Origin of the sequence: Agrobacterium sp. O3.4 (genome assembly GCF_041414895.1) — a bacterium.
GTDB classification, from domain to species: domain Bacteria; phylum Pseudomonadota; class Alphaproteobacteria; order Rhizobiales; family Rhizobiaceae; genus Agrobacterium; species Agrobacterium cucumeris.
Genome location: NZ_JALPZP010000001.1, coordinates 1283879 through 1301556 on the forward strand (window position 1 = coordinate 1283879; position 17678 = coordinate 1301556).

Sequence of the window (17678 nt, forward strand, 5' to 3'; positions counted from 1 at the left end):
ATCGCTTATTCGACCACTTTCGGGACCATGAAGAAGTCCCGGTCGGTCGCAGGCGCATTGGCGACAATGTCTTCCGCCTTGTTGCCGTCGGTCACCACGTCGGCGCGTTTTTTCATGTCCACCGGGGTGACTGACGTCATCGGCTCGACGCCGTCGACATTCACTTCCGAAAGCTGCTCCACGAAACCGAGTATGCCGTTCAGCTGGCCGAGCATATTCTGTGCTTCTTCTTCGCTGACAGCGATACGGGCAAGGCGCGCAACGCGCTTCACGGTGGCGAGATCGACGGACATGGTTCTACTCCGATGGGATATTTCCCATTCGCTATAATCACCATGTCCGCCATTCGCAACGGTAGAAAGCATGTCGCGCCAAACTGTATGGCGGTTTTGCAGTCGCGACATGTGCCGGAAAAACGTCAGAAGGACAGCGTATCGCCGGCCTTTGGCGTGTGAACACGGGCTTCAGACCCTTCCATGCCGGCGACGAATTTCTCCGGTGTCTGGTCGATGATCGGGAAGGAACCGTAATGGCAGGGAAGCACATGCTCAAACTTGAAGAAGCGCTGGCAGGCGAGCGCCGCCACCGCCCCGCCCATGGTAAAACGATCGCCGATCGGCACGAGGCCGATATCCGGCTGATGCAGCTCGTTGATGAGTTTCATGTCGGAGAAGATATCGGTGTCGCCCATGTGATAGACGGCCGGGCCATCCTCGAAATGCAGCATCAGGCCATTGGCATTGCCGAGCGAATGGGAGACGCCGTCTTCGGTGATCTGGGCCGAGGAATGCAGCGCATTGGTGAAGGTGACGGAAAAACCGTCGAAATGCACCGTGCCGCCGGTATTGCCCATATCAACCTTCGCGACACCCTTTACGGAAAGCCAGGCAGCAAGATCGGCATTCGCCAGCACGGTGGCGCCCGTTTCGCGGGCGAGCTGAACGGTGTCACCGACATGGTCGCCATGGCCGTGGGTCAGGAGAATATGGGTGATGCCCTCGGCTGCCGATTTGCCATCCTGTCCGGCAAAACCGGGGTTGCCGGTGAAGAACGGATCGATGAGGATCTTCGCGCTACCGTTTTCGAGGCGGAAGGCGGAATGGCCGAGCCAGGTGATTTTCATGGGAACTTCTCCTTTGTATTGCCGGTGTAGTATGACATAGAGCATTTCCAGTAAAAGTGCGTAGCGGTTTTGCGTCTGGAAAATGCGTAAAATCAAAGGTCTAGAGCGGGTCTCGCGTTTCCGTTGAAACTGATGTTTTCTGGAAACAGCCTGAAGAACCGCACTATCGATATTTCAGAGAGGCGACAATGGCCGCAGATAATGACGATTACGTGTATGACGAGGCAACCGGCGAATGGCGGCCGGCTTCAGAGCTGGCAGCAGAGGCGGCGCGTGCCAATGAAGTGCGCGACGCGGCAGGCAATGTGCTCGAAGATGGCGATTCCGTAACGCTGATCAAGGATTTGAAGGTCAAGGGCACCAGCACTGTCATCAAGCAGGGCACCGTCATCAAGTCCATCCGGCTCACCGGAAATCCGGAAGAGATCGATTGCAAGCATGATGCGGTCAAGGGTCTGGTGCTGCGCACTGAATTCGTCCGTAAACGATAAGGGCAGCACACGACATGGCGACACTCACCATCGAGGAACTGGCGGAAACCCTTCAGCCCGCACAGGCGATTGCCGGTCTCGACCTCGGCACGAAGACCATCGGCCTTGCCATGTCGGATCTGTCGCGGCGTTTCGCGACGCCGCGCCCCGTCATCAAGCGGGTAAAATTCACGCAGGACGCCGAAGTGTTGCTGGCCTTCGCCGAAAAGGAGAAGGTGACCGCCTTCATCATCGGGTTGCCGATGAACATGGACGGTTCGGCAGGCCCCCGCGTGCAGGCAACACGCGCCTTCGTGCGCACCATGGGCGAAAAAACCGCCCTGCCCTTCATTTTCTGGGATGAGCGACTGTCGACGGTCGCAGCCGAACGTGCACTTCTGGAGATGGACGTCTCACGCGCCAAACGGGCCGAACGCATCGATTCGGCCGCTGCGAGCTTCATTCTTCAGGGTGCGCTGGACAGGCTTTCGGCACTCGCCCGCGCCGTCGACTGACGGCCCGTCCACCAGGCGGCAATCTGCTTCCTCTTGCGGAATGCGAGGATCGCAAACACGATCAGGCTGTCCACCACAATGGCGCGCGCCACCAGCGGCGGCAGGCTTTCCGGTGGCAGGCCGAGAATATTGCCGTAAATCTGGAAAACCAGATCATGCGTCTGGCGTGTGAGCATATAGAAGCCGAAGCTCATGTCGTAATAGGAAAGCCAGTACCAGCTGCCCAGCAGCGCGACAGGACCGGCCCACAGGATCAGAAACCACTTCATGCCGCCTGCCCCCGCGCAAAAACCGTATCGGGAACGCCGGCAAGCACCGCCCAGCGCACCGCTGCCATCAGGCAGAGGTTCAGCGCCGGCGCGTCGATATCCAACGGCAGCATCACAAAAAACGTCGTCATGACGCCCAAAGCTGTCCAGCGGCTCACTTGCGGCTCCCTTATGCGCAGTCATTGCGCATGGTTAACATTTCGTTAATTCACACTGGACCCGCAGCTATGACGACGCAAATGAAAGCTGCCATTATGGTTAACGGCGGGCGGGTGGCATGTGGAAAAACTGTATCTGCGTGAACGGGCAGATGCGGCGGGCGGTTGCCGGCCCGGTGAAAACATCACTCGTTTTTCTTTAATACGGCGCTTGCCCCACCCCCGACAGCGGGTTCAGCCGTAAACGCCGCGCACCAGCCTTTTGACGGCCGTGGTGATCTTTTCCCAGTCCCGCTCGGATTTCAGCGGTACACCGGCGAATTGCCCGCTGGTGGCAGCGGAAATGACGAGGTGCTGGATAGCGGCAAACAGCACGGCGTTAACAGCGGCGGTATCAACGCCCTTGGGAGCCGCCAGCGAACCACGCATGCGCTCCAGCCATTTGCCCAGCGACTTGGCGCGGGCTTCGGCAAGCTGACGGACCTGTGGCGATCCGTCCGACACTTCCCAGGCGATGATCTTGCAGACGAGCGGGTCGCTGCGCAGCGCATCCATGAAATAAAGCGCCAGCTTCTCCATGAGATCGCCGTAGGTCAGAAGGAACATGCCGCCGGTGTCTTCGGGAATACGATCCTTTACCCAGGACCCCAGATCCTCGCCAATCGCCTCGATCAAACCGTCAAGGCCGCCGAAATAACGATAGATCAGCTGCTTGTCGCAACCGGCGCGACGGGCAACCGCATTGATGCCAAAGCCCTGAAAGCCTTCCTCGGCAAGCAGCGACCGCGCGGCGTTGAAGATCGCCTTCTCAGTCGCAGCGCGATCCTTGATACGCTTTTCCGGTCCGTCGGCTGAAATCGCCTCTGCGCTCGCCAGCATGGTTGTCTTCCCGTGTTCTAAAGGCCTGACTACAGGAGTTAACAAAGCATGAAGGGATGGACAATGTGGCGGGGCGGATGGGAGGAAGGTTCCTGTGGATGAAGCGTTCTCCAAGGTGAACAATCCCAAGCCCATGCGCCTTGGAATCCGCCGGCCTACTCCAACCCCATGCCGAACCACACACTTCCGGGCGTTTCGTGGCTCTCCAGGCGTTTGAAGCCGCGGGTTTCCCAAAAACGCATGCCGGCATGGTTGCGTTCGCTGGCGCCAAGATGGATGCCGTAGACGTTGTTCTGTCTTGCCATGTCCAGCCAGCGCGACAGAAGCCGGGTGCCGCCACCCTTGCCCTGGGTGCGCGGCAGTAGGTTCATGTGGATATGGGCCGGAAACGGGTCGGTAAGCCAGGTGGGCGTGCGGCGCGGATGGTGGATGAAATGCGCCCGGCGCTGGTCGGCGTCCCAAGTCTGCTGGTCACCGTCGGGATCGGGGTAAAGGGCACGCAGATGCGGCCACCATTCCTGCTCCAGCCGCTCTTCGTGCACGGCCGTATCGAGCGCACCGGCAATGTAACCGCAGACACCCTGCTCGTCCTCGGCCACAAAAACGGCATCGGGCCACAGATGCAGATAGGGCACGGAATAGATGTGCCCGACCATGCGGCCATCATTGTAGAGCGGGGTGGCATCCTGCCCGGCATCGCCGGTGGCAAGGCTTATGGCGTAGAGCGCGTCTTCATCCTCGGCGCGGGCGGAACGGAAGGTCAGCATTGGCAGCCGCCTTCCCCTGCCGCGCATCGACACGCGAAAGTGTCACGACAGATCGGAACACACCTAACGCCATTGCTGTTTTTCAAATCCGAGACCCCTCCCGCCGGGACTGTAAACCTTCATCCGTCTACGTCGATCAGGACGCAGGCGGATAAAGGAGATCGATTATATAGTTCGGATCGAAGCGGGAATCGAGCATGCCGTAAGTGTGCCGCCAGCCGCCCGCAAGACGGGTTTCGAGGAAGGCATCGGCGATCTTGCCGGCGCCCAGGCGGCAAAGCTCGGCGGCAGCGGCCGCAAGAGCGAACTGCTCCACCAGCAGACGGGCCGCTCCTTCGTCGCGTTCGGCAAGGGCGATCGCGGCGCGCAGCACGTCGGTGGTCTTCTTGCCGGCAGGCCCGAGGTCGCGTTCCAGCGTCTGGAAGACGAGATCGAACAGGTCCTTGCCGCGCTGGAGAACCCGCAGCACATCCAACGCCATGACGTTGCCGGATCCTTCCCAGATGGCGTTAACAGGCGCTTCGCGGTAGTGGCGGGCAATCGGCCGCTCTTCCACGTAACCGTTGCCGCCAAGGCATTCCATGGCCTCGTAGATGAGCGCCGGCGCGATCTTGCAGCACCAGTATTTCACGATCGGCGTCATCACCCGTGCATAAGCGGCTTCTGCCGGGTTGTTGCGGGCCGCATCGAAGGCCGTCGCCAGCCGGAAGGAAAGTGCCGTTGCGGCAGCCACATCCAGCGCCATGTCGGCGAGAACACGGGTCATGATCGGCTGGCTGACCAGCATCTTGCCGAAGACCGAGCGTCCACGGGCGAAATGCACGGCTTCGGCAAGCGAAGCGCGCATCATGCCAGATGATGCCAGCGCGCAATCGAGCCGCGTCAGCGTCACCATGTCGAGGATGGTGCGGATACCGCTGCCGGGATCGCCCAGCAGATAACCGAAGGCATCGGTGAACTCGACTTCGGCTGACGCATTGGAACGATTGCCGAGCTTGTCCTTGAGGCGCTGGAAATGCAGGCCGTTCTTCGAACCGTCTTCCAGATAACGCGGCACCAGGAAGCAGCCCATGCCGTCGCCCATCTGGGCCAGCATGACGAAACCGTCGCTCATCGGCGCGGAGAGGAACCACTTGTGGCCGGACAGGCGGTAGATACCCTCGCCCACCCGCTCGGCCGTCGTGCGGTTGGCGCGCACATCCGTGCCGCCCTGCTTTTCCGTCATGCCCATGCCGATGGTGACGGCGGTTTTCTGCAGGGCCGGTTTCTGCGCGGAATCATATTTGCGCGACAGGATTTTCGGCATCCATTCCTTCTGCACCCGCGGCGAGGTCATGATGGCGGCGACGGAAGCGCTGGTCATGGTCAGCGGGCAGAGATGCCCCGCCTCGAGCTGAGACGTCAGGTAGAATTTCGTAGCGCGGGCCTTGTGTTCATTGCCGCGCGTATCGGGAGAGTTTTCCCAGACGCTGGAATGCAGGCCTGACGACATGGAACGGCGCATCAGCGCGTGCCAGGCGGGGTGGAACTCCACCTGATCCAGACGTTCGCCACGCGGGCCGTGAGTATGAAGCTGCGGCACGCCCTGATTGGCCATGCGCGCCAGTTCCTGCGCCTCATGCGAGGTGACGTAGCGGCCGAGCTGATCGAACTCATCCCTCAGGTTACGTGACAGGCCAGAGGTGAGGTCGACGATCAGCGGATCGGAACGATAGGCATTGATGCCGGACCAGAGGCTTGGCTGGTTCAGTTCGGCGAGCGATTCTTCTGTCCGGGAATTCTGGGTCATCCGCTGCTTCTAGCTGTTTTATACTGGAATTGCATAGTGGGGTGATATTGCATAATTCCACCCACAGGAAGCGATTGAGACGATTAAACCCCCGCTTTCAGTATTTTTCGGGCGTATCCCGATTTAGGTATCCGACCTAGAGAATGCCAAACACGTTTCCGGCAAGACCGAGCGACAGCACCAGCAGAAAGCCGGAGGCGGTGCCGCGCACCAGCCGTGGCGAAGACTGACCCGCATGACGAATGAGAAGCGCGCCTGCCGATAACCACGCAAGGGCCGCAAACGCCACCAGCACCGAAAACAGCAGGATAAGCGGCCAGATTTCCGTGAGCGGCGCCTGCGGCAACAGAACGAGGCCGACGATCAGCCCTTTCGGGTTGAGGCAGGTGGTAACGAAGACCCGGCGCAAGGTGATCGCCTCGCCGATCGGCGCGGAGGATGGCAGGGCCCACAGCCGCACCGCCAGAAACGCAACCCAGATCGCGGCGCAGAGCTTGATCGCTTGCGCTAGGCCGGCATGGGTTTGCAGAAAGTCGGAAAACAATGCGGTGAGCGCAAGGATGACGAGCAGATAACCGGCAATTTCGCCCAGCATCAGCGGGAGCGATGCACGAATACCGCGCCCGGCACCGGAAAGGGCGAGAAGCGTATTGGTTGGGCCGGGCGTCAAAAGCAGGGCGAGAACGGCAAGGGCGAAAACAGAATAGGAATGCATTGCGATATGTCCGATCAACCGCGTCGCAGGCCGGGTTTGGCCGCGAATTCCATCCGAAACTGACCGATGCCACCGGGTTGCGCCTTGATGTAACGCAAGTGACGGAACATTCCCAGCCCCTGACCTAGCGGGACTTTGTTCTCCTAACGGCATGAGCGGCGGACGACCAATCTCATTCGCAGGTTCTTCGGCTTACGCGATTGCTGAAGGATGTTATCCTTGCAGGAAAGTGAAAACCGGGCTGCCAGGGGAGGAAACCATGGAAGCCAGCATCAGGAAATTCTTTGAGCGATACGAACGCTTTTTCAACCAGTCCCTTGGTGGCGACATGGATATGAAAGAGGCTGCGTCCCTCTATGCTTCCGATTTCATCGCCGCCTCACCGGCCGGTGTAATCACCGGAAAGAACGATGACCACCTGCGGCAGGTGATGGCGCAGGGCTACGAGCGCTATCGGGCGATGGGCACCAGGGAGATGCGCATACGCGATATCAGCCTTTCGCCCATCGATGACCATCATTGCACGGCCCACGTTGCCTGGACCGCAACCTATGCCCGCCAGGACCAAGCTGATGTCGCGATCGATTTTGATGTTCACTACTTCGTCCAGACGCTGAATGGCGAGCCGAAAGTTTTCGGCTGGGTCTCAGGTGATGAGCAGGCGCTCCTGAGGAAACACGGCATTCTCTGACGCCGGCTCAGGACGGAACCACGGCTTGCCCAGTTCCCTCATCTGTCGAGACTGGGGGAAACATTGCCGTGTTTTCATTTCAGGGGTTGCGGACGCTTGCCCCGTGACCATGCAGTCTCTATAGAGCGCAGGACCGAATTCCGCGGCGCTCCTGAGGCGTGTTTACGGCGAATGGCAGCGCACGGATCAGCATTCGGGCGTTCCGGGCATTTTCACGGGAAAATGCGACGCCCGTCAGGAGGCAAACCGCATGGTCTTCTTCCCCCATCGCCATCTCCTCGGCATCAAGGGGCTTTCCCATCAGGATATCACCCTGCTTCTCGACAAGGCTGACGAGGCGGTGAAAATCAGCCGCCAGCGCGAGAAAAAGACCTCGACGCTTCGGGGCCTGACGCAGATCAACCTGTTCTTCGAAGCCTCGACGCGCACGCAATCCTCCTTCGAACTGGCCGGAAAACGCCTTGGCGCAGACGTGATGAACATGTCGGTCGGCAATTCATCGGTGAAGAAGGGCGAAACGCTGATCGATACGGCGATGACGCTGAACGCCATGCGCCCGGACGTGCTTGTCGTGCGCCATTCCTCCGCAGGGGCGGCAGCGCTGCTGGCGCAAAAGGTCGCCTGCTCCGTGGTCAATGCCGGCGACGGCCAGCACGAGCACCCGACACAGGCGCTGCTCGATGCGCTGACCATCCGCCGCGCCAAGGGCGAACTATCAGGTATCACCGTGGCGATCTGCGGCGACGTACTGCATTCGCGCGTTGCCCGCTCAAACATCATCCTGCTCAACCAGATGGGCGCGCGCGTTCGCGTCGTCGCACCCGCCACACTTCTTCCTTCAGGCATTCGCGACATGAGCGTGGAAGTCTTCCAAGACATGAAGGAAGGGCTGAAGAACGCCGATGTGGTGATGATGCTGCGCCTGCAGCGCGAGCGCATGTCCGGCTCCTTCGTGCCTTCGGTGCGCGAATATTTCCATTATTACGGTCTGGATGCCGAAAAGCTGAAGGCGGCAAAGGAAGATGCATTGGTCATGCATCCCGGCCCGATGAACCGCGGCGTGGAAATCGCCTCCGAAGTGGCCGACGGTCCGCAGAGCGTGATCGAAAGTCAGGTGGAAATGGGGGTTGCCGTGCGCATGGCCGTGATGGAAACCCTGCTTGTCTCGCAAAATCAGGGTGAGCGCGTATGAGTGCCGTGACCGTTCTCAAGAACCTCCGCATCGTCGATCCTTCCCGTGGTCTCGACGAGACCGGCAGCATAGTCATCGGTGCTGATGGTACCATTCTCGCAGCCGGCAAGGATGCACACAATCAAGGCGCGCCTGATGGTGCGACGGTGCGCGACTGCAAGGGGCTGTTGGCCGTTCCCGGTCTGGTGGATGCCCGTGTTTTCGTGGGTGAGCCGGGTGCTGAACACCGCGAAACCATTGAATCCGCATCGCGTGCGGCAGCGGCCGGCGGCGTCACCAGTATCATCATGATGCCTGACACCGATCCTGTGATCGATGACATCGCGCTGGTCGAATATGTGAAAAAGACGGCGCGCGACAAGGCGATCGTCAATGTGCATCCCGCAGCCGCTCTGACCAAAGGTTTGCGGGGCGAGGAAATGACCGAATTCGGCATGCTGAAGGAAGCCGGCGCGGTGGCCTTCACCAATGGCCGCAAGGCGCTTTCCGACACGCTGGTGCTGCGTCGCGCCATGACCTATGCCCGCGAACTGGGTGCTGTCATCACGCTGGAGACCCGCGACAAATATATCGGCGGCGGTGACATGAACGAGGGGCTTTTTGCCAGCTGGCTCGGGCTGTCAGGCGTTCCGAAGGAAGCCGAGATCATTCCGCTGGAACGTGACCTGCGCATTGCCGGGCTGACGCAGGCAATCTATCACGCCGCCAAGATTTCCGTGCCGGAATCGGCAGAGGCGATCCGTGTCGCCCGGCAGCGGGGCGTGAAGGCCACCTGCGGCATCTCGATCAATCATCTGACGCTCAACGAGAACGATATCGGCGAATACCGCACCTTCTTCAAGCTTTCCCCACCGCTGCGCGCCGAAGACGACCGCAAGGCCATGGTGGAAGCGCTGAAGGACGGCACCATCGATATCATCGTTTCCTCGCACGACCCGCAGGATGTCGACACCAAGCGCCTGCCGTTTTCGGATGCGGCGAGCGGCGCGGTGGGGCTGGAAACCATGCTGGCGGCGGCATTGCGCCTGCACCACAGCGGCGAGGTTCCGCTGATGCGGCTGATCGATGCGCTCTCCACCCGTCCGGCGAAAATCTTCGGTCTGGATGCGGGAACGCTTAAAGTCGGCGCGAAAGCCGATATCACCCTGATCGATCTCGACGAGCCGTGGCTTGTCACCCGCGAGCAGCTGGTGTCGAAATCCAAGAATACGCCGTTCGAAGATGCCCGTTTCAGCGGCCGCGCTGTCGCCACTTATGTGGCTGGCAAAGCCGTTCATTCCTTGGCATAAGATCACGGCAAGAGATCACGCGGCAGGCGCGACAGAGGGGACATCTGAATGAGTGCTTTGACTGACTGGCAGACGGCGCCTGCCCTTCTCGCGCTTGCGGCGCTGATCGGCTATCTGCTCGGTTCCATCCCCTTTGGTCTCATTCTCACCCGCATGGCGGGGCTGGGCGACGTGCGCAAGATCGGTTCGGGCAATATTGGCGCCACCAACGTGCTGCGCACCGGCAACAAGAAGCTTGCCGCAGCGACCCTGCTGCTCGATGCGTTGAAGGGCACGGCGGCGGTGCTGGTCGCCAATGCGCTCTGGGGTTACGAGGCCTCGCTGGTGGCCGGTTTCTTCGCTTTTCTCGGCCACCTGTTTCCGGTGTGGCTCGGCTTCAAGGGCGGCAAGGGTGTGGCCGTCTATATCGGCGTGCTTCTCGGTGCGGCACCGCTGATGATGCTGGCCTTCGCGCTGATCTGGCTCGCAACTGCCTTCATCACCCGCTACTCTTCGCTGTCGGCCCTGCTGGCCATGCTGATAATTCCCGTGGCTCTCTGGGTAGTCGGTCCTGAAAAGACGGCAATGCTGGTAACGCTGCTGAGCGTGATTTCATGGTGGAAGCACCGCGAGAATATTGCGCGGCTCCTGGCCGGCACCGAAAGCAGGATCGGTCAAAAGGGCTAAACCCCATCTTGAGGATACGCCATGCCGCATGAGGAAACGATACGGCAGGGCATAGAGCTTTCTGCGCGGCAGCGGGTTGCCTGGCTGCGGCTGATCCGCAGCGACAATATCGGCCCCGTTACCTTTCGCGAACTCATCAATCATTTCGGCAGTGCTGAAAAGGCGCTGGATGCCCTGCCCGAGCTTTCAAGGCGCGGCGGGTCATCGCGCAGTCCGCGCATCGCCACGCCGGCGGAAGCGGAAGGTGAAATCGAGACTGCGGAGAAATTCGGGGCGCGTTTCGTCGGCATTGGTGAGCCTGATTATCCACCCGCTTTGCGACATCTGGACGGCGCGCCGCCGCTGATCGCCATGAAGGGATCGGCAGCCGCCGCAACACGCCCCTGCATCGGCATCGTCGGCTCGCGCAATGCTTCCATCAACGGCGCGAAATTCGCCGCCATGCTGGCACGCGATTGCGGCAGGGCCGGGTATACGATCGCATCGGGGCTGGCGCGCGGCATTGATGCGGCAGCGCACCGGGCAAGCCTTGCGAGTGGTACGGTGGCGATGCTGGCGGGTGGTCTCGATCGTCCCTATCCGCAGGAAAATTTCGGGCTTTTGCAGGATATATATGATCAAGGCGGCGCGACGATCAGCGAGATGCCCTTTGGATGGGAACCGCGCGCCCGGGACTTTCCCCGCCGCAACCGCCTGATATCAGGCGTCTCGCTTGGCGTTGTCATCGTGGAGGCGGCAGAGCGTTCCGGTTCGCTGATTACGGCCCGGCTTGCCGGTGAAGCGGGGCGGCTGGTTTTCGCCGTACCCGGCTCCCCGCTCGATCCGCGCTGCGAAGGCACCAACCGGCTGATCAAGGAAGGCGCGATGTTGACCACGGGCGCTGACGACATTCTCGAAGCGCTGCGACCACTCATGGAGCCGCAATTGCCCTATGACCGCAAGATCGAGGAACCGCGATCAGATGAAGAAATGTCACCACCCGGAGATGATGAGCGCAGCATCATTGCCGCCGCACTCGGTCCCTCGCCCGTCGAGACAGACGACATCATCCGCCACACGGGTTTTTCCGCCGCCACCGTTCATATGGTGCTTTTGGAACTCGATATCGCCGGCCGACTAAACCGGCATGCCGGGGGACGGGTTTCGCTCCTCGCGGATTGACAGCTTGCGCCGCCCGCTCTGGATATCGCCGACTTCGACATAGGCCATCTCAATCAGATAACACAGCATATCGGCGCCCTCGCGGTTCGCGACCTGCCGCAGCTCTGCCAGCATCTGGCGAATGTAAGCCAAGTTCTCTCTGGTCCCTTCGTTGTCGGCATTATTGTTTGTCGCGTTCGGGACCATATATTTATCCTGAGAATTTCGTCTGAAACGAAGCGCAATACGTAGATTCAAATGATGTTGGTCATCATAACCAATTTACCAAAGATTGCAATACAACAATAGATTATCCATAGGTTGCAATCGACCGGAAGCGATAAAATCGGGCTTGCCTCTTGACCCGCGGGCATTACCTGTCCATGTCGAATTACAAAGAAGCCTTGTTGCGGCCTTCCTCCGTGATCCGGCTATGTTAACGGACCAGTTCCAGAGAAAAACAATATGAATGTCGTTGTCGTAGAATCTCCTGCCAAAGCCAAGACAATCAACAAGTATCTTGGTTCGGGCTACAAGGTTCTTGCATCCTTTGGCCACGTCAGAGACCTTCCTGCCAAGGACGGATCGGTGCTGCCCGACCAGGATTTCGAAATGTCCTGGGAGGTCGACAGCGCATCCGCCAAGCGCATGAAGGATATTGCCGACGCGGTAAAAGCCTCCGACGGCCTCATTCTCGCAACCGACCCGGATCGCGAAGGTGAAGCCATTTCCTGGCACGTTCTCGATCTTTTGAAGAAGAAGCGCGTTCTCGGCGACAAGCCGGTGAAGCGCGTGGTCTTCAACGCCATCACCAAAAAGGCGGTGCTGGACGCCATGGCGAACCCGCGCGACATCGACGTGCCGCTGGTAGACGCCTATCTCGCCCGCCGCGCGCTCGACTATCTCGTCGGTTTCAACCTGTCGCCGGTGCTGTGGCGCAAGCTGCCAGGCGCGCGCTCCGCCGGCCGCGTTCAGTCGGTTGCGCTGCGTCTCGTCTGCGACCGCGAGTCCGAGATCGAACGCTTCGTCTCCGAGGAATACTGGAACATCAGCGCGCTTTTGAAGACACCGCGCGGTGACGAGTTCGAAGCCAAACTGGTTTCGGCCGACGGCAAGCGGCTGCAAAGCCGTGGGATCAAGACCGGAGACGATGCAAACCGGCTGAAGACACTGCTGGAAGGCGCGACCTATGTCGTGGATACGGTTGAGGCCAAGCCAGTCAAGCGTAATCCCGGCCCGCCCTTCACCACCTCGACTTTGCAGCAGGCGGCGTCTTCGCGCATGGGCTTTGGCGCTTCGCGGACGATGCAGGTGGCGCAGAAGCTTTATGAAGGTATCGACATCGGTGGGGAAACCGTCGGTCTGATCACCTATATGCGTACTGACGGCGTGCAGATGGCCCCGGAAGCCATCGATGCTGCCCGCCAGGCCATTGGCGAGCAGTTCGGCGACCGCTATGTGCCGGAAAAGGCGCGCTTCTACTCCACCAAGGCCAAGAACGCCCAGGAAGCGCACGAGGCGATCCGCCCGACCGATTTCAACCGCACGCCGGATCAGGTGAAGCGTTATCTCGATGCCGATCAGTTGCGTCTTTACGACCTGATCTGGAAGCGCGGTATCGCCAGCCAGATGGCGTCCGCTGAAATAGAGCGTACGACGGTCGAAATCCTCGCGGACAAGAACGGCGAGAAGGCCGGGCTTCGTGCCGTCGGCTCGGTGATCCGTTTTGACGGTTTCATCGCCGCCTATACCGACCAGAAGGAAGATGGCGAGCAGAGCGACGACGGTGACGACGAAGGCCGTCTGCCGCAGATCAATGCGCGCGAGAACCTCGCCAAGCAGAAGATCAATGCCAGCCAGCACTTCACCGAACCGCCGCCGCGCTATTCGGAAGCCTCGCTCATCAAGAAGATGGAAGAACTGGGCATCGGCCGCCCTTCCACCTATGCGGCAACGCTGAAGACGCTGAGCGACCGTGAATATATCATCGTCGACAAGCGCAAGCTGATCCCGCATTCACGCGGACGGCTGGTGACGGCTTTCCTTGAAAGCTTCTTCTCCAAATATGTCGAATACGACTTCACCGCCGCTCTCGAAGAAAAGCTCGACCGTATTTCCGCTGGTGAGCTGGACTGGAAGCAGGTGCTGCGCGATTTCTGGAAGGATTTCTTCGCGCAGATCGAAGATACCAAGGAATTGCGCGTCACCAACGTTCTGGACGCGCTGAACGAGGTTCTGGCGCCGCTGGTGTTCCCCAAGCGCGAGGATGGTTCGGATCCGCGCATCTGTCAGGTTTGCGGCACCGGCAATCTCTCGCTCAAGCTCGGCAAATACGGCGCTTTCGTCGGTTGCTCCAACTATCCGGAATGCAACTACACCCGCCAGCTCACATCTGACGGTTCAGAAGCCGAAGCTGCAGCCTCGAACGAGCCGAAGGCGCTCGGCGCCGATCCGATGACCGGTGAAGAGTTGACGCTGCGCTCCGGCCGCTTCGGACCCTATATCCAGCGTGGCGACGGCAAGGAGGCCAAGCGTTCTTCGCTGCCCAAGGGCTGGAAGCCTGAGGACATCGACCACGAGAAGGCACTGGCGCTCATCAATCTGCCGCGCGATATCGGCAAACATCCGGAAACCGGCAAGATGATATCGGCCGGGCTTGGCCGCTATGGGCCGTTCCTTCTGCATGACGGTTCCTATGCGAACCTTGAAAGCATCGAGGACGTGTTCTCGATCGGTCTCAACCGCGCCGTCACGGTCATTGCCGAAAAGCAGAGCAAGGGACCGGGACGCGGCCGCAGCGGCACGCCGGCAGCGCTGAAGGAACTGGGCGACCACCCCGATGGCGGGCCGATCACCGTGCGTGACGGGCGTTATGGCGCTTACGTCAACTGGGGCAAGGTCAACGCCACCATTCCAAAGGGCCAGGACCCGGCTTCGGTGACGCTGGACGAGTCTCTGGTGCTGATTGCCGAGCGCATTGCCAAGACCGGTACCGGCGGCAAGCCCGCCAAGGCCAAGAAACCTGCCGCCAAGAAAGCCGATGGTGCCGCTGCAAAACCGAAGGCGACGAAAGCCAAGGCAGCAACCAAGACCAAGGCGGCCGCCAAGCCGAAGGCAGCGGCCAAACCCAAGAAGGCAGCAGAGTGAGCAAGACGCCGCGTCAGAGACAGGGTTCCGCCAGCGACGGTTTCGGACGCACCGGGCGCGGCAAGCGAGTGAGCGAAGGTGAAGGCATCATCCATGGGGAGGTGCCTTCCCGCGAAGTGCTGCTGAAATTCATCGCCGACCATCCGCAGCAGGCTTCCAAGCGCGAAATCGCCAAGGCTTTCGGGCTGAAGGGTGAAAACCGCATCGTTCTGAAAGCGCTGCTGAAGGAACTGGAAGTCGACGGCATGGTGCACAAGAGCCGCAAGTCGCTGACGCGGCCGGGCGGTCTGCCGCCTGTCACGGTTCTCGACATTACCACCCGCGACAAGGACGGCGAATTGATCGGCCGGCCGGCGGAATGGCCTGAGGATATGGGCGCTGCACCCGCAGTGCTGATCCGCCAGTCCTCGCAGGACCGTGGCAAGAAAGCGCCGGCAGCCGGTCTCGGTGACCGCATTCTGGCAAAGATTTTCCCTTCCAAGGACAGTGTCGGCCCGGCCTACACGGCCCGCGTCGTCAAGCTCATCGACCGCCGCCAGAACGCGCTGCTCGGCGTGTTCAAGCAGACGGAAGGCGGCGGCGGACGGCTGATGCCGATCGACCGGCGCGGCGAGGAAATGGTCATCGACCCCGATGGCGTCGGCGATGCCAAGGACGGCGATCTGATCGAGGTGGAAACCTCGCGCAATAGCGGCCGTTACGGCCTGACGCGCGCGAAGGTTCTGTCCGTCGTTGGTTCCGTCGCATCGGAAAAGGCGATCTCGATGATCGCCATTTATGCGCACGGTATTCCGCATATCTTCCCGCCGAATGTGCTGACGGAAGCGGATGCGGCCAAGGCAGCGACCATGTCGCACCGCGAGGACTGGCGCGACCTGCCGCTCATCACCATCGATCCGGCCGACGCCAAGGATCATGACGACGCGGTCTATGCCGAGCCCGACACCTCGCCCGACAATCCTGACGGTGTCATCGTCACCGTCGCCATTGCCGATGTCTCCTGGTATGTGCGCCCTGGCGCGCCGCTTGACCGAGAGGCGCTGAAGCGCGGCAACTCGGTCTATTTCCCCGACCGGGTTGTGCCGATGCTGCCGGAGCGCATTTCCAACGATCTCTGCTCGCTGAAGGAAGGCGTTGACCGCCCCGCACTCGCGGTGCGGATGACCTTCTCCAGGGAAGGCCGCAAGGCGGGCCATACCTTCCATCGCATCATGATGAAGAGTGCGGCCAAACTCTCCTACCAGCAGGCGCAGGCAGCGATCGACGGCCGCCCGGACGACAAGACCGGGACGCTGCTGGAGCCGATCCTAAAGCCATTGTGGCATGCATACGAGGTGATGAAGCGTGGCCGCGACCGCCGCCAGCCGCTGGAACTCGACATGCCGGAGCGCAAGATTCAGTTGCGGCCAGACGGCACGGTGGACAAGGTCGTCATTCCCGAACGTCTCGATGCGCATAAGCTCATCGAAGAAATGATGATCCAGGCCAACGTCGCCGCCGCCGAGACGCTGGAAAAGAAAAAGCAGCCGCTGGTCTACCGCGTGCATGACGCGCCGACGCTTTCCAAGCAGGAGGTGCTGCGCGAATTCCTCGGCACGATCGGCATTTCCATGGCCAAGGGCGTGGCCATGCGCGCCAATTCCTTCAACGGCATTCTGGCGCGCGCCCTTGATACGCCGCACCAGATCATGGTCAATGAAATGGTGCTGCGTAGCCAGAGCCAGGCGATCTATAGCCCCGCGAATATCGGCCATTTCGGCCTCAACCTGATGAAATACGCGCATTTCACCTCGCCGATCCGCCGTTATGCCGATCTGATCGTGCATCGGGCGCTGGTGGGGTCGCTGGGGCTCGGCGAAGGCGGCATTACCCCGCAGGAAGAGGCGACGCTTGACGATATCGCCGCCGAAATCTCCACCTTCGAGCGCCGCGCCATGGCGGCCGAGCGCGACACCGTCAACCGGCTGATCGCGCATCATCTTTCCGAACGGGTGGGTGAAGAATTCGAGGGCCGCGTCGGCGGTGTCACCAAGGCGGGACTATTTGTCGCGCTTCCGCAGTTTGGCGCTGATGGCTTTGTTCCTATATCTACACTCGGAACCGACTATTTCTTCTATGATGAGGCGCATCAGGCTCTGACGGGGGAAAAGACCGGTCTCGGTTATCAGCTTGGCGACACGGTTCAGGTACGGCTTGCGGAAGCAGTGCCTCTGGCGGGCGCGCTGCGTTTCGAAATGCTGAGCCCCGGCCGCAAGATGCCGGTCGGCTCGCGGTCGTTCCACAAGGCAGGCCGGCGGACATCGCGTCCCGGCGCTAAGCCGGGAACAAGGCCGCCCAGAGGACGACGTTAACAACACCGCGACGGGCGGTTGAAAGAACGGAAGAAGGACTTAAGGATGAGTGCACATCAGGGCTCGGAAACAGTTACCTTCGGAGACAATAGCGCCGAGCGGCCGCTTGGCCGTTCGATCATGCGTGGCATGGCGAACCGCTGCCCCGCCTGTGGCGGTGGCCGCCTGTTTCGTGCCTTTCTGAAGCCGGTGGACAATTGTGCCGCCTGCGGCGCGGAAATGCATCACCACCGGTCGGATGACCTGCCGCCTTATATTTCCATCGTCATTATCGGCCATATCGCCGTCGGCGGTTTCATGATGACGGATATGGTGTTCTCCGTTCCCATGTGGGTGCATTTCGCCATCTGGGTGCCGATCACCATTCTGGCTGCGCTGTTGACGCTACAGCCGATCAAGGGCGGTGTCATCGGCCTGCAATGGGCTCTGCGCATGCATGGCTTTGATGGAAAGCAGCCAACAGTGCAGATAGACGGCTCCTCCCACTGACGACAGGCGACAACGTGCGCGTGACCGA

At 60.6% G+C, this 17678-nt stretch carries 19 protein-coding genes; 10 read left to right on the forward strand and 9 right to left on the reverse strand.

Going from position 1 to position 17678, the window contains the following annotated elements:
• Positions 1-5: 5 nt before the first annotated feature.
• Together gatC and M0412_RS06190 are read right to left on the reverse strand one after the other, a co-directional pair.
• Entirely contained in the window at positions 6-293 is a 288-nt protein-coding gene (gene gatC, locus M0412_RS06185; RefSeq protein WP_003521472.1) for an Asp-tRNA(Asn)/Glu-tRNA(Gln) amidotransferase subunit GatC, read from the reverse strand.
• 125 nt (positions 294-418) lie between these two features.
• Entirely contained in the window at positions 419-1123 is a 705-nt protein-coding gene (locus M0412_RS06190; protein ID WP_142839635.1) for a metal-dependent hydrolase, read from the reverse strand.
• A 188-nt stretch (positions 1124-1311) separates the two neighbouring features.
• Between M0412_RS06190 and M0412_RS06195 the strand changes: the two genes are divergently transcribed.
• Both M0412_RS06195 and ruvX read left to right on the forward strand, forming a co-directional pair.
• Positions 1312-1614: an alkylphosphonate utilization protein gene (locus M0412_RS06195; protein ID WP_142839634.1), complete on the forward strand. Its 303-nt coding sequence runs from the start codon at positions 1312-1314 to the stop codon at positions 1612-1614.
• Between the two features lie 14 nt (positions 1615-1628).
• Positions 1629-2108 carry a Holliday junction resolvase RuvX gene (gene ruvX, locus M0412_RS06200; RefSeq protein WP_142839633.1) on the forward strand — a complete coding sequence of 160 codons (480 nt, stop codon included), beginning with the start codon at positions 1629-1631 and terminating at the stop codon, positions 2106-2108.
• Here the strand turns inward: ruvX and M0412_RS06205 are convergent.
• The 6 genes from M0412_RS06205 to M0412_RS06230 all read right to left on the reverse strand — a co-directional run bounded on the left by M0412_RS06205 (position 2060) and on the right by M0412_RS06230 (position 6685).
• Positions 2060-2377, reverse strand: a complete 318-nt coding sequence (locus tag M0412_RS06205) for a DUF6105 family protein (RefSeq protein ID WP_046800283.1) — start codon at positions 2375-2377, stop codon at positions 2060-2062. The two genes, ruvX and M0412_RS06205, sit on opposite strands and share 49 nt — an antisense overlap.
• Complete coding sequence (locus M0412_RS06210) at positions 2374-2535, reverse strand: hypothetical protein (protein ID WP_156316037.1); 162 nt, start codon at positions 2533-2535, stop codon at positions 2374-2376. Before M0412_RS06210 ends, M0412_RS06205 begins: the two co-directional genes overlap by 4 nt.
• A 234-nt stretch (positions 2536-2769) precedes the next feature.
• Positions 2770-3414, reverse strand: coding sequence for a TetR/AcrR family transcriptional regulator (locus M0412_RS06215; protein WP_142839631.1), 645 nt, complete (start codon positions 3412-3414; stop codon positions 2770-2772).
• Between the two features lie 155 nt (positions 3415-3569).
• Positions 3570-4181 carry a GNAT family N-acetyltransferase gene (locus M0412_RS06220; RefSeq protein ID WP_142839630.1) on the reverse strand — a complete coding sequence of 204 codons (612 nt, stop codon included), beginning with the start codon at positions 4179-4181 and terminating at the stop codon, positions 3570-3572.
• A 136-nt stretch (positions 4182-4317) separates the two neighbouring features.
• A complete protein-coding gene (locus M0412_RS06225) occupies positions 4318-5970 on the reverse strand; it encodes an acyl-CoA dehydrogenase family protein (protein ID WP_046800287.1) in 1653 nt (550 codons plus the stop codon).
• Positions 5971-6106: 136 nt separating this feature from the next.
• Complete coding sequence (locus tag M0412_RS06230; protein ID WP_269697993.1) at positions 6107-6685, reverse strand: LysE family translocator; 579 nt, start codon at positions 6683-6685, stop codon at positions 6107-6109.
• Between the two features lie 259 nt (positions 6686-6944).
• Here M0412_RS06230 and M0412_RS06235 point away from each other — a divergent pair, with 259 nt between their 5' ends.
• The 5 genes from M0412_RS06235 (at position 6945) to dprA (ending at position 11684) form a co-directional block, all read left to right on the forward strand.
• Positions 6945-7376, forward strand: a complete 432-nt coding sequence (locus M0412_RS06235; RefSeq protein WP_269697994.1) for a nuclear transport factor 2 family protein — start codon at positions 6945-6947, stop codon at positions 7374-7376.
• A gap of 250 nt (positions 7377-7626) precedes the next feature.
• Positions 7627-8568: an aspartate carbamoyltransferase catalytic subunit gene (locus M0412_RS06240; protein WP_269697996.1), complete on the forward strand. Its 942-nt coding sequence runs from the start codon at positions 7627-7629 to the stop codon at positions 8566-8568.
• The gene (locus M0412_RS06245) at positions 8565-9857 is read left to right on the forward strand and encodes a dihydroorotase (protein WP_269697998.1); all 1293 of its coding nucleotides are present in this window, start codon (positions 8565-8567) and stop codon (positions 9855-9857) included. The genes M0412_RS06240 and M0412_RS06245 overlap by 4 nt, the downstream gene beginning before the upstream one ends.
• A 48-nt stretch (positions 9858-9905) precedes the next feature.
• The gene (plsY, locus tag M0412_RS06250; RefSeq protein WP_269697999.1) at positions 9906-10523 is read left to right on the forward strand and encodes a glycerol-3-phosphate 1-O-acyltransferase PlsY; all 618 of its coding nucleotides are present in this window, start codon (positions 9906-9908) and stop codon (positions 10521-10523) included.
• A 21-nt stretch (positions 10524-10544) separates the two neighbouring features.
• On the forward strand, positions 10545-11684 hold the full coding sequence (gene dprA, locus M0412_RS06255; RefSeq protein ID WP_269698001.1) for a DNA-processing protein DprA: 1140 nt from the start codon (positions 10545-10547) through the stop codon (positions 11682-11684).
• Here dprA and M0412_RS06260 read toward each other — a convergent pair.
• Positions 11640-11870 (reverse strand): hypothetical protein, encoded by a 231-nt coding sequence (locus M0412_RS06260; RefSeq protein ID WP_046800292.1) that lies wholly within the window; start codon positions 11868-11870, stop codon positions 11640-11642. The two genes, dprA and M0412_RS06260, sit on opposite strands and share 45 nt — an antisense overlap.
• A gap of 258 nt (positions 11871-12128) precedes the next feature.
• Here M0412_RS06260 and topA point away from each other — a divergent pair, with 258 nt between their 5' ends.
• From topA to M0412_RS06275, 3 genes are read left to right on the forward strand one after another with little or no spacing between them, the layout of a single operon-like run.
• Positions 12129-14810, forward strand: a complete 2682-nt coding sequence (gene topA, locus M0412_RS06265; protein WP_269698003.1) for a type I DNA topoisomerase — start codon at positions 12129-12131, stop codon at positions 14808-14810.
• On the forward strand, positions 14807-17161 hold the full coding sequence (rnr, locus tag M0412_RS06270) for a ribonuclease R (protein WP_269698004.1): 2355 nt from the start codon (positions 14807-14809) through the stop codon (positions 17159-17161). The genes topA and rnr overlap by 4 nt, the downstream gene beginning before the upstream one ends.
• A 45-nt stretch (positions 17162-17206) precedes the next feature.
• Positions 17207-17650 (forward strand): DUF983 domain-containing protein, encoded by a 444-nt coding sequence (locus M0412_RS06275; protein WP_046800295.1) that lies wholly within the window; start codon positions 17207-17209, stop codon positions 17648-17650.
• The last annotated feature ends 28 nt before the right edge of the window (positions 17651-17678 follow it).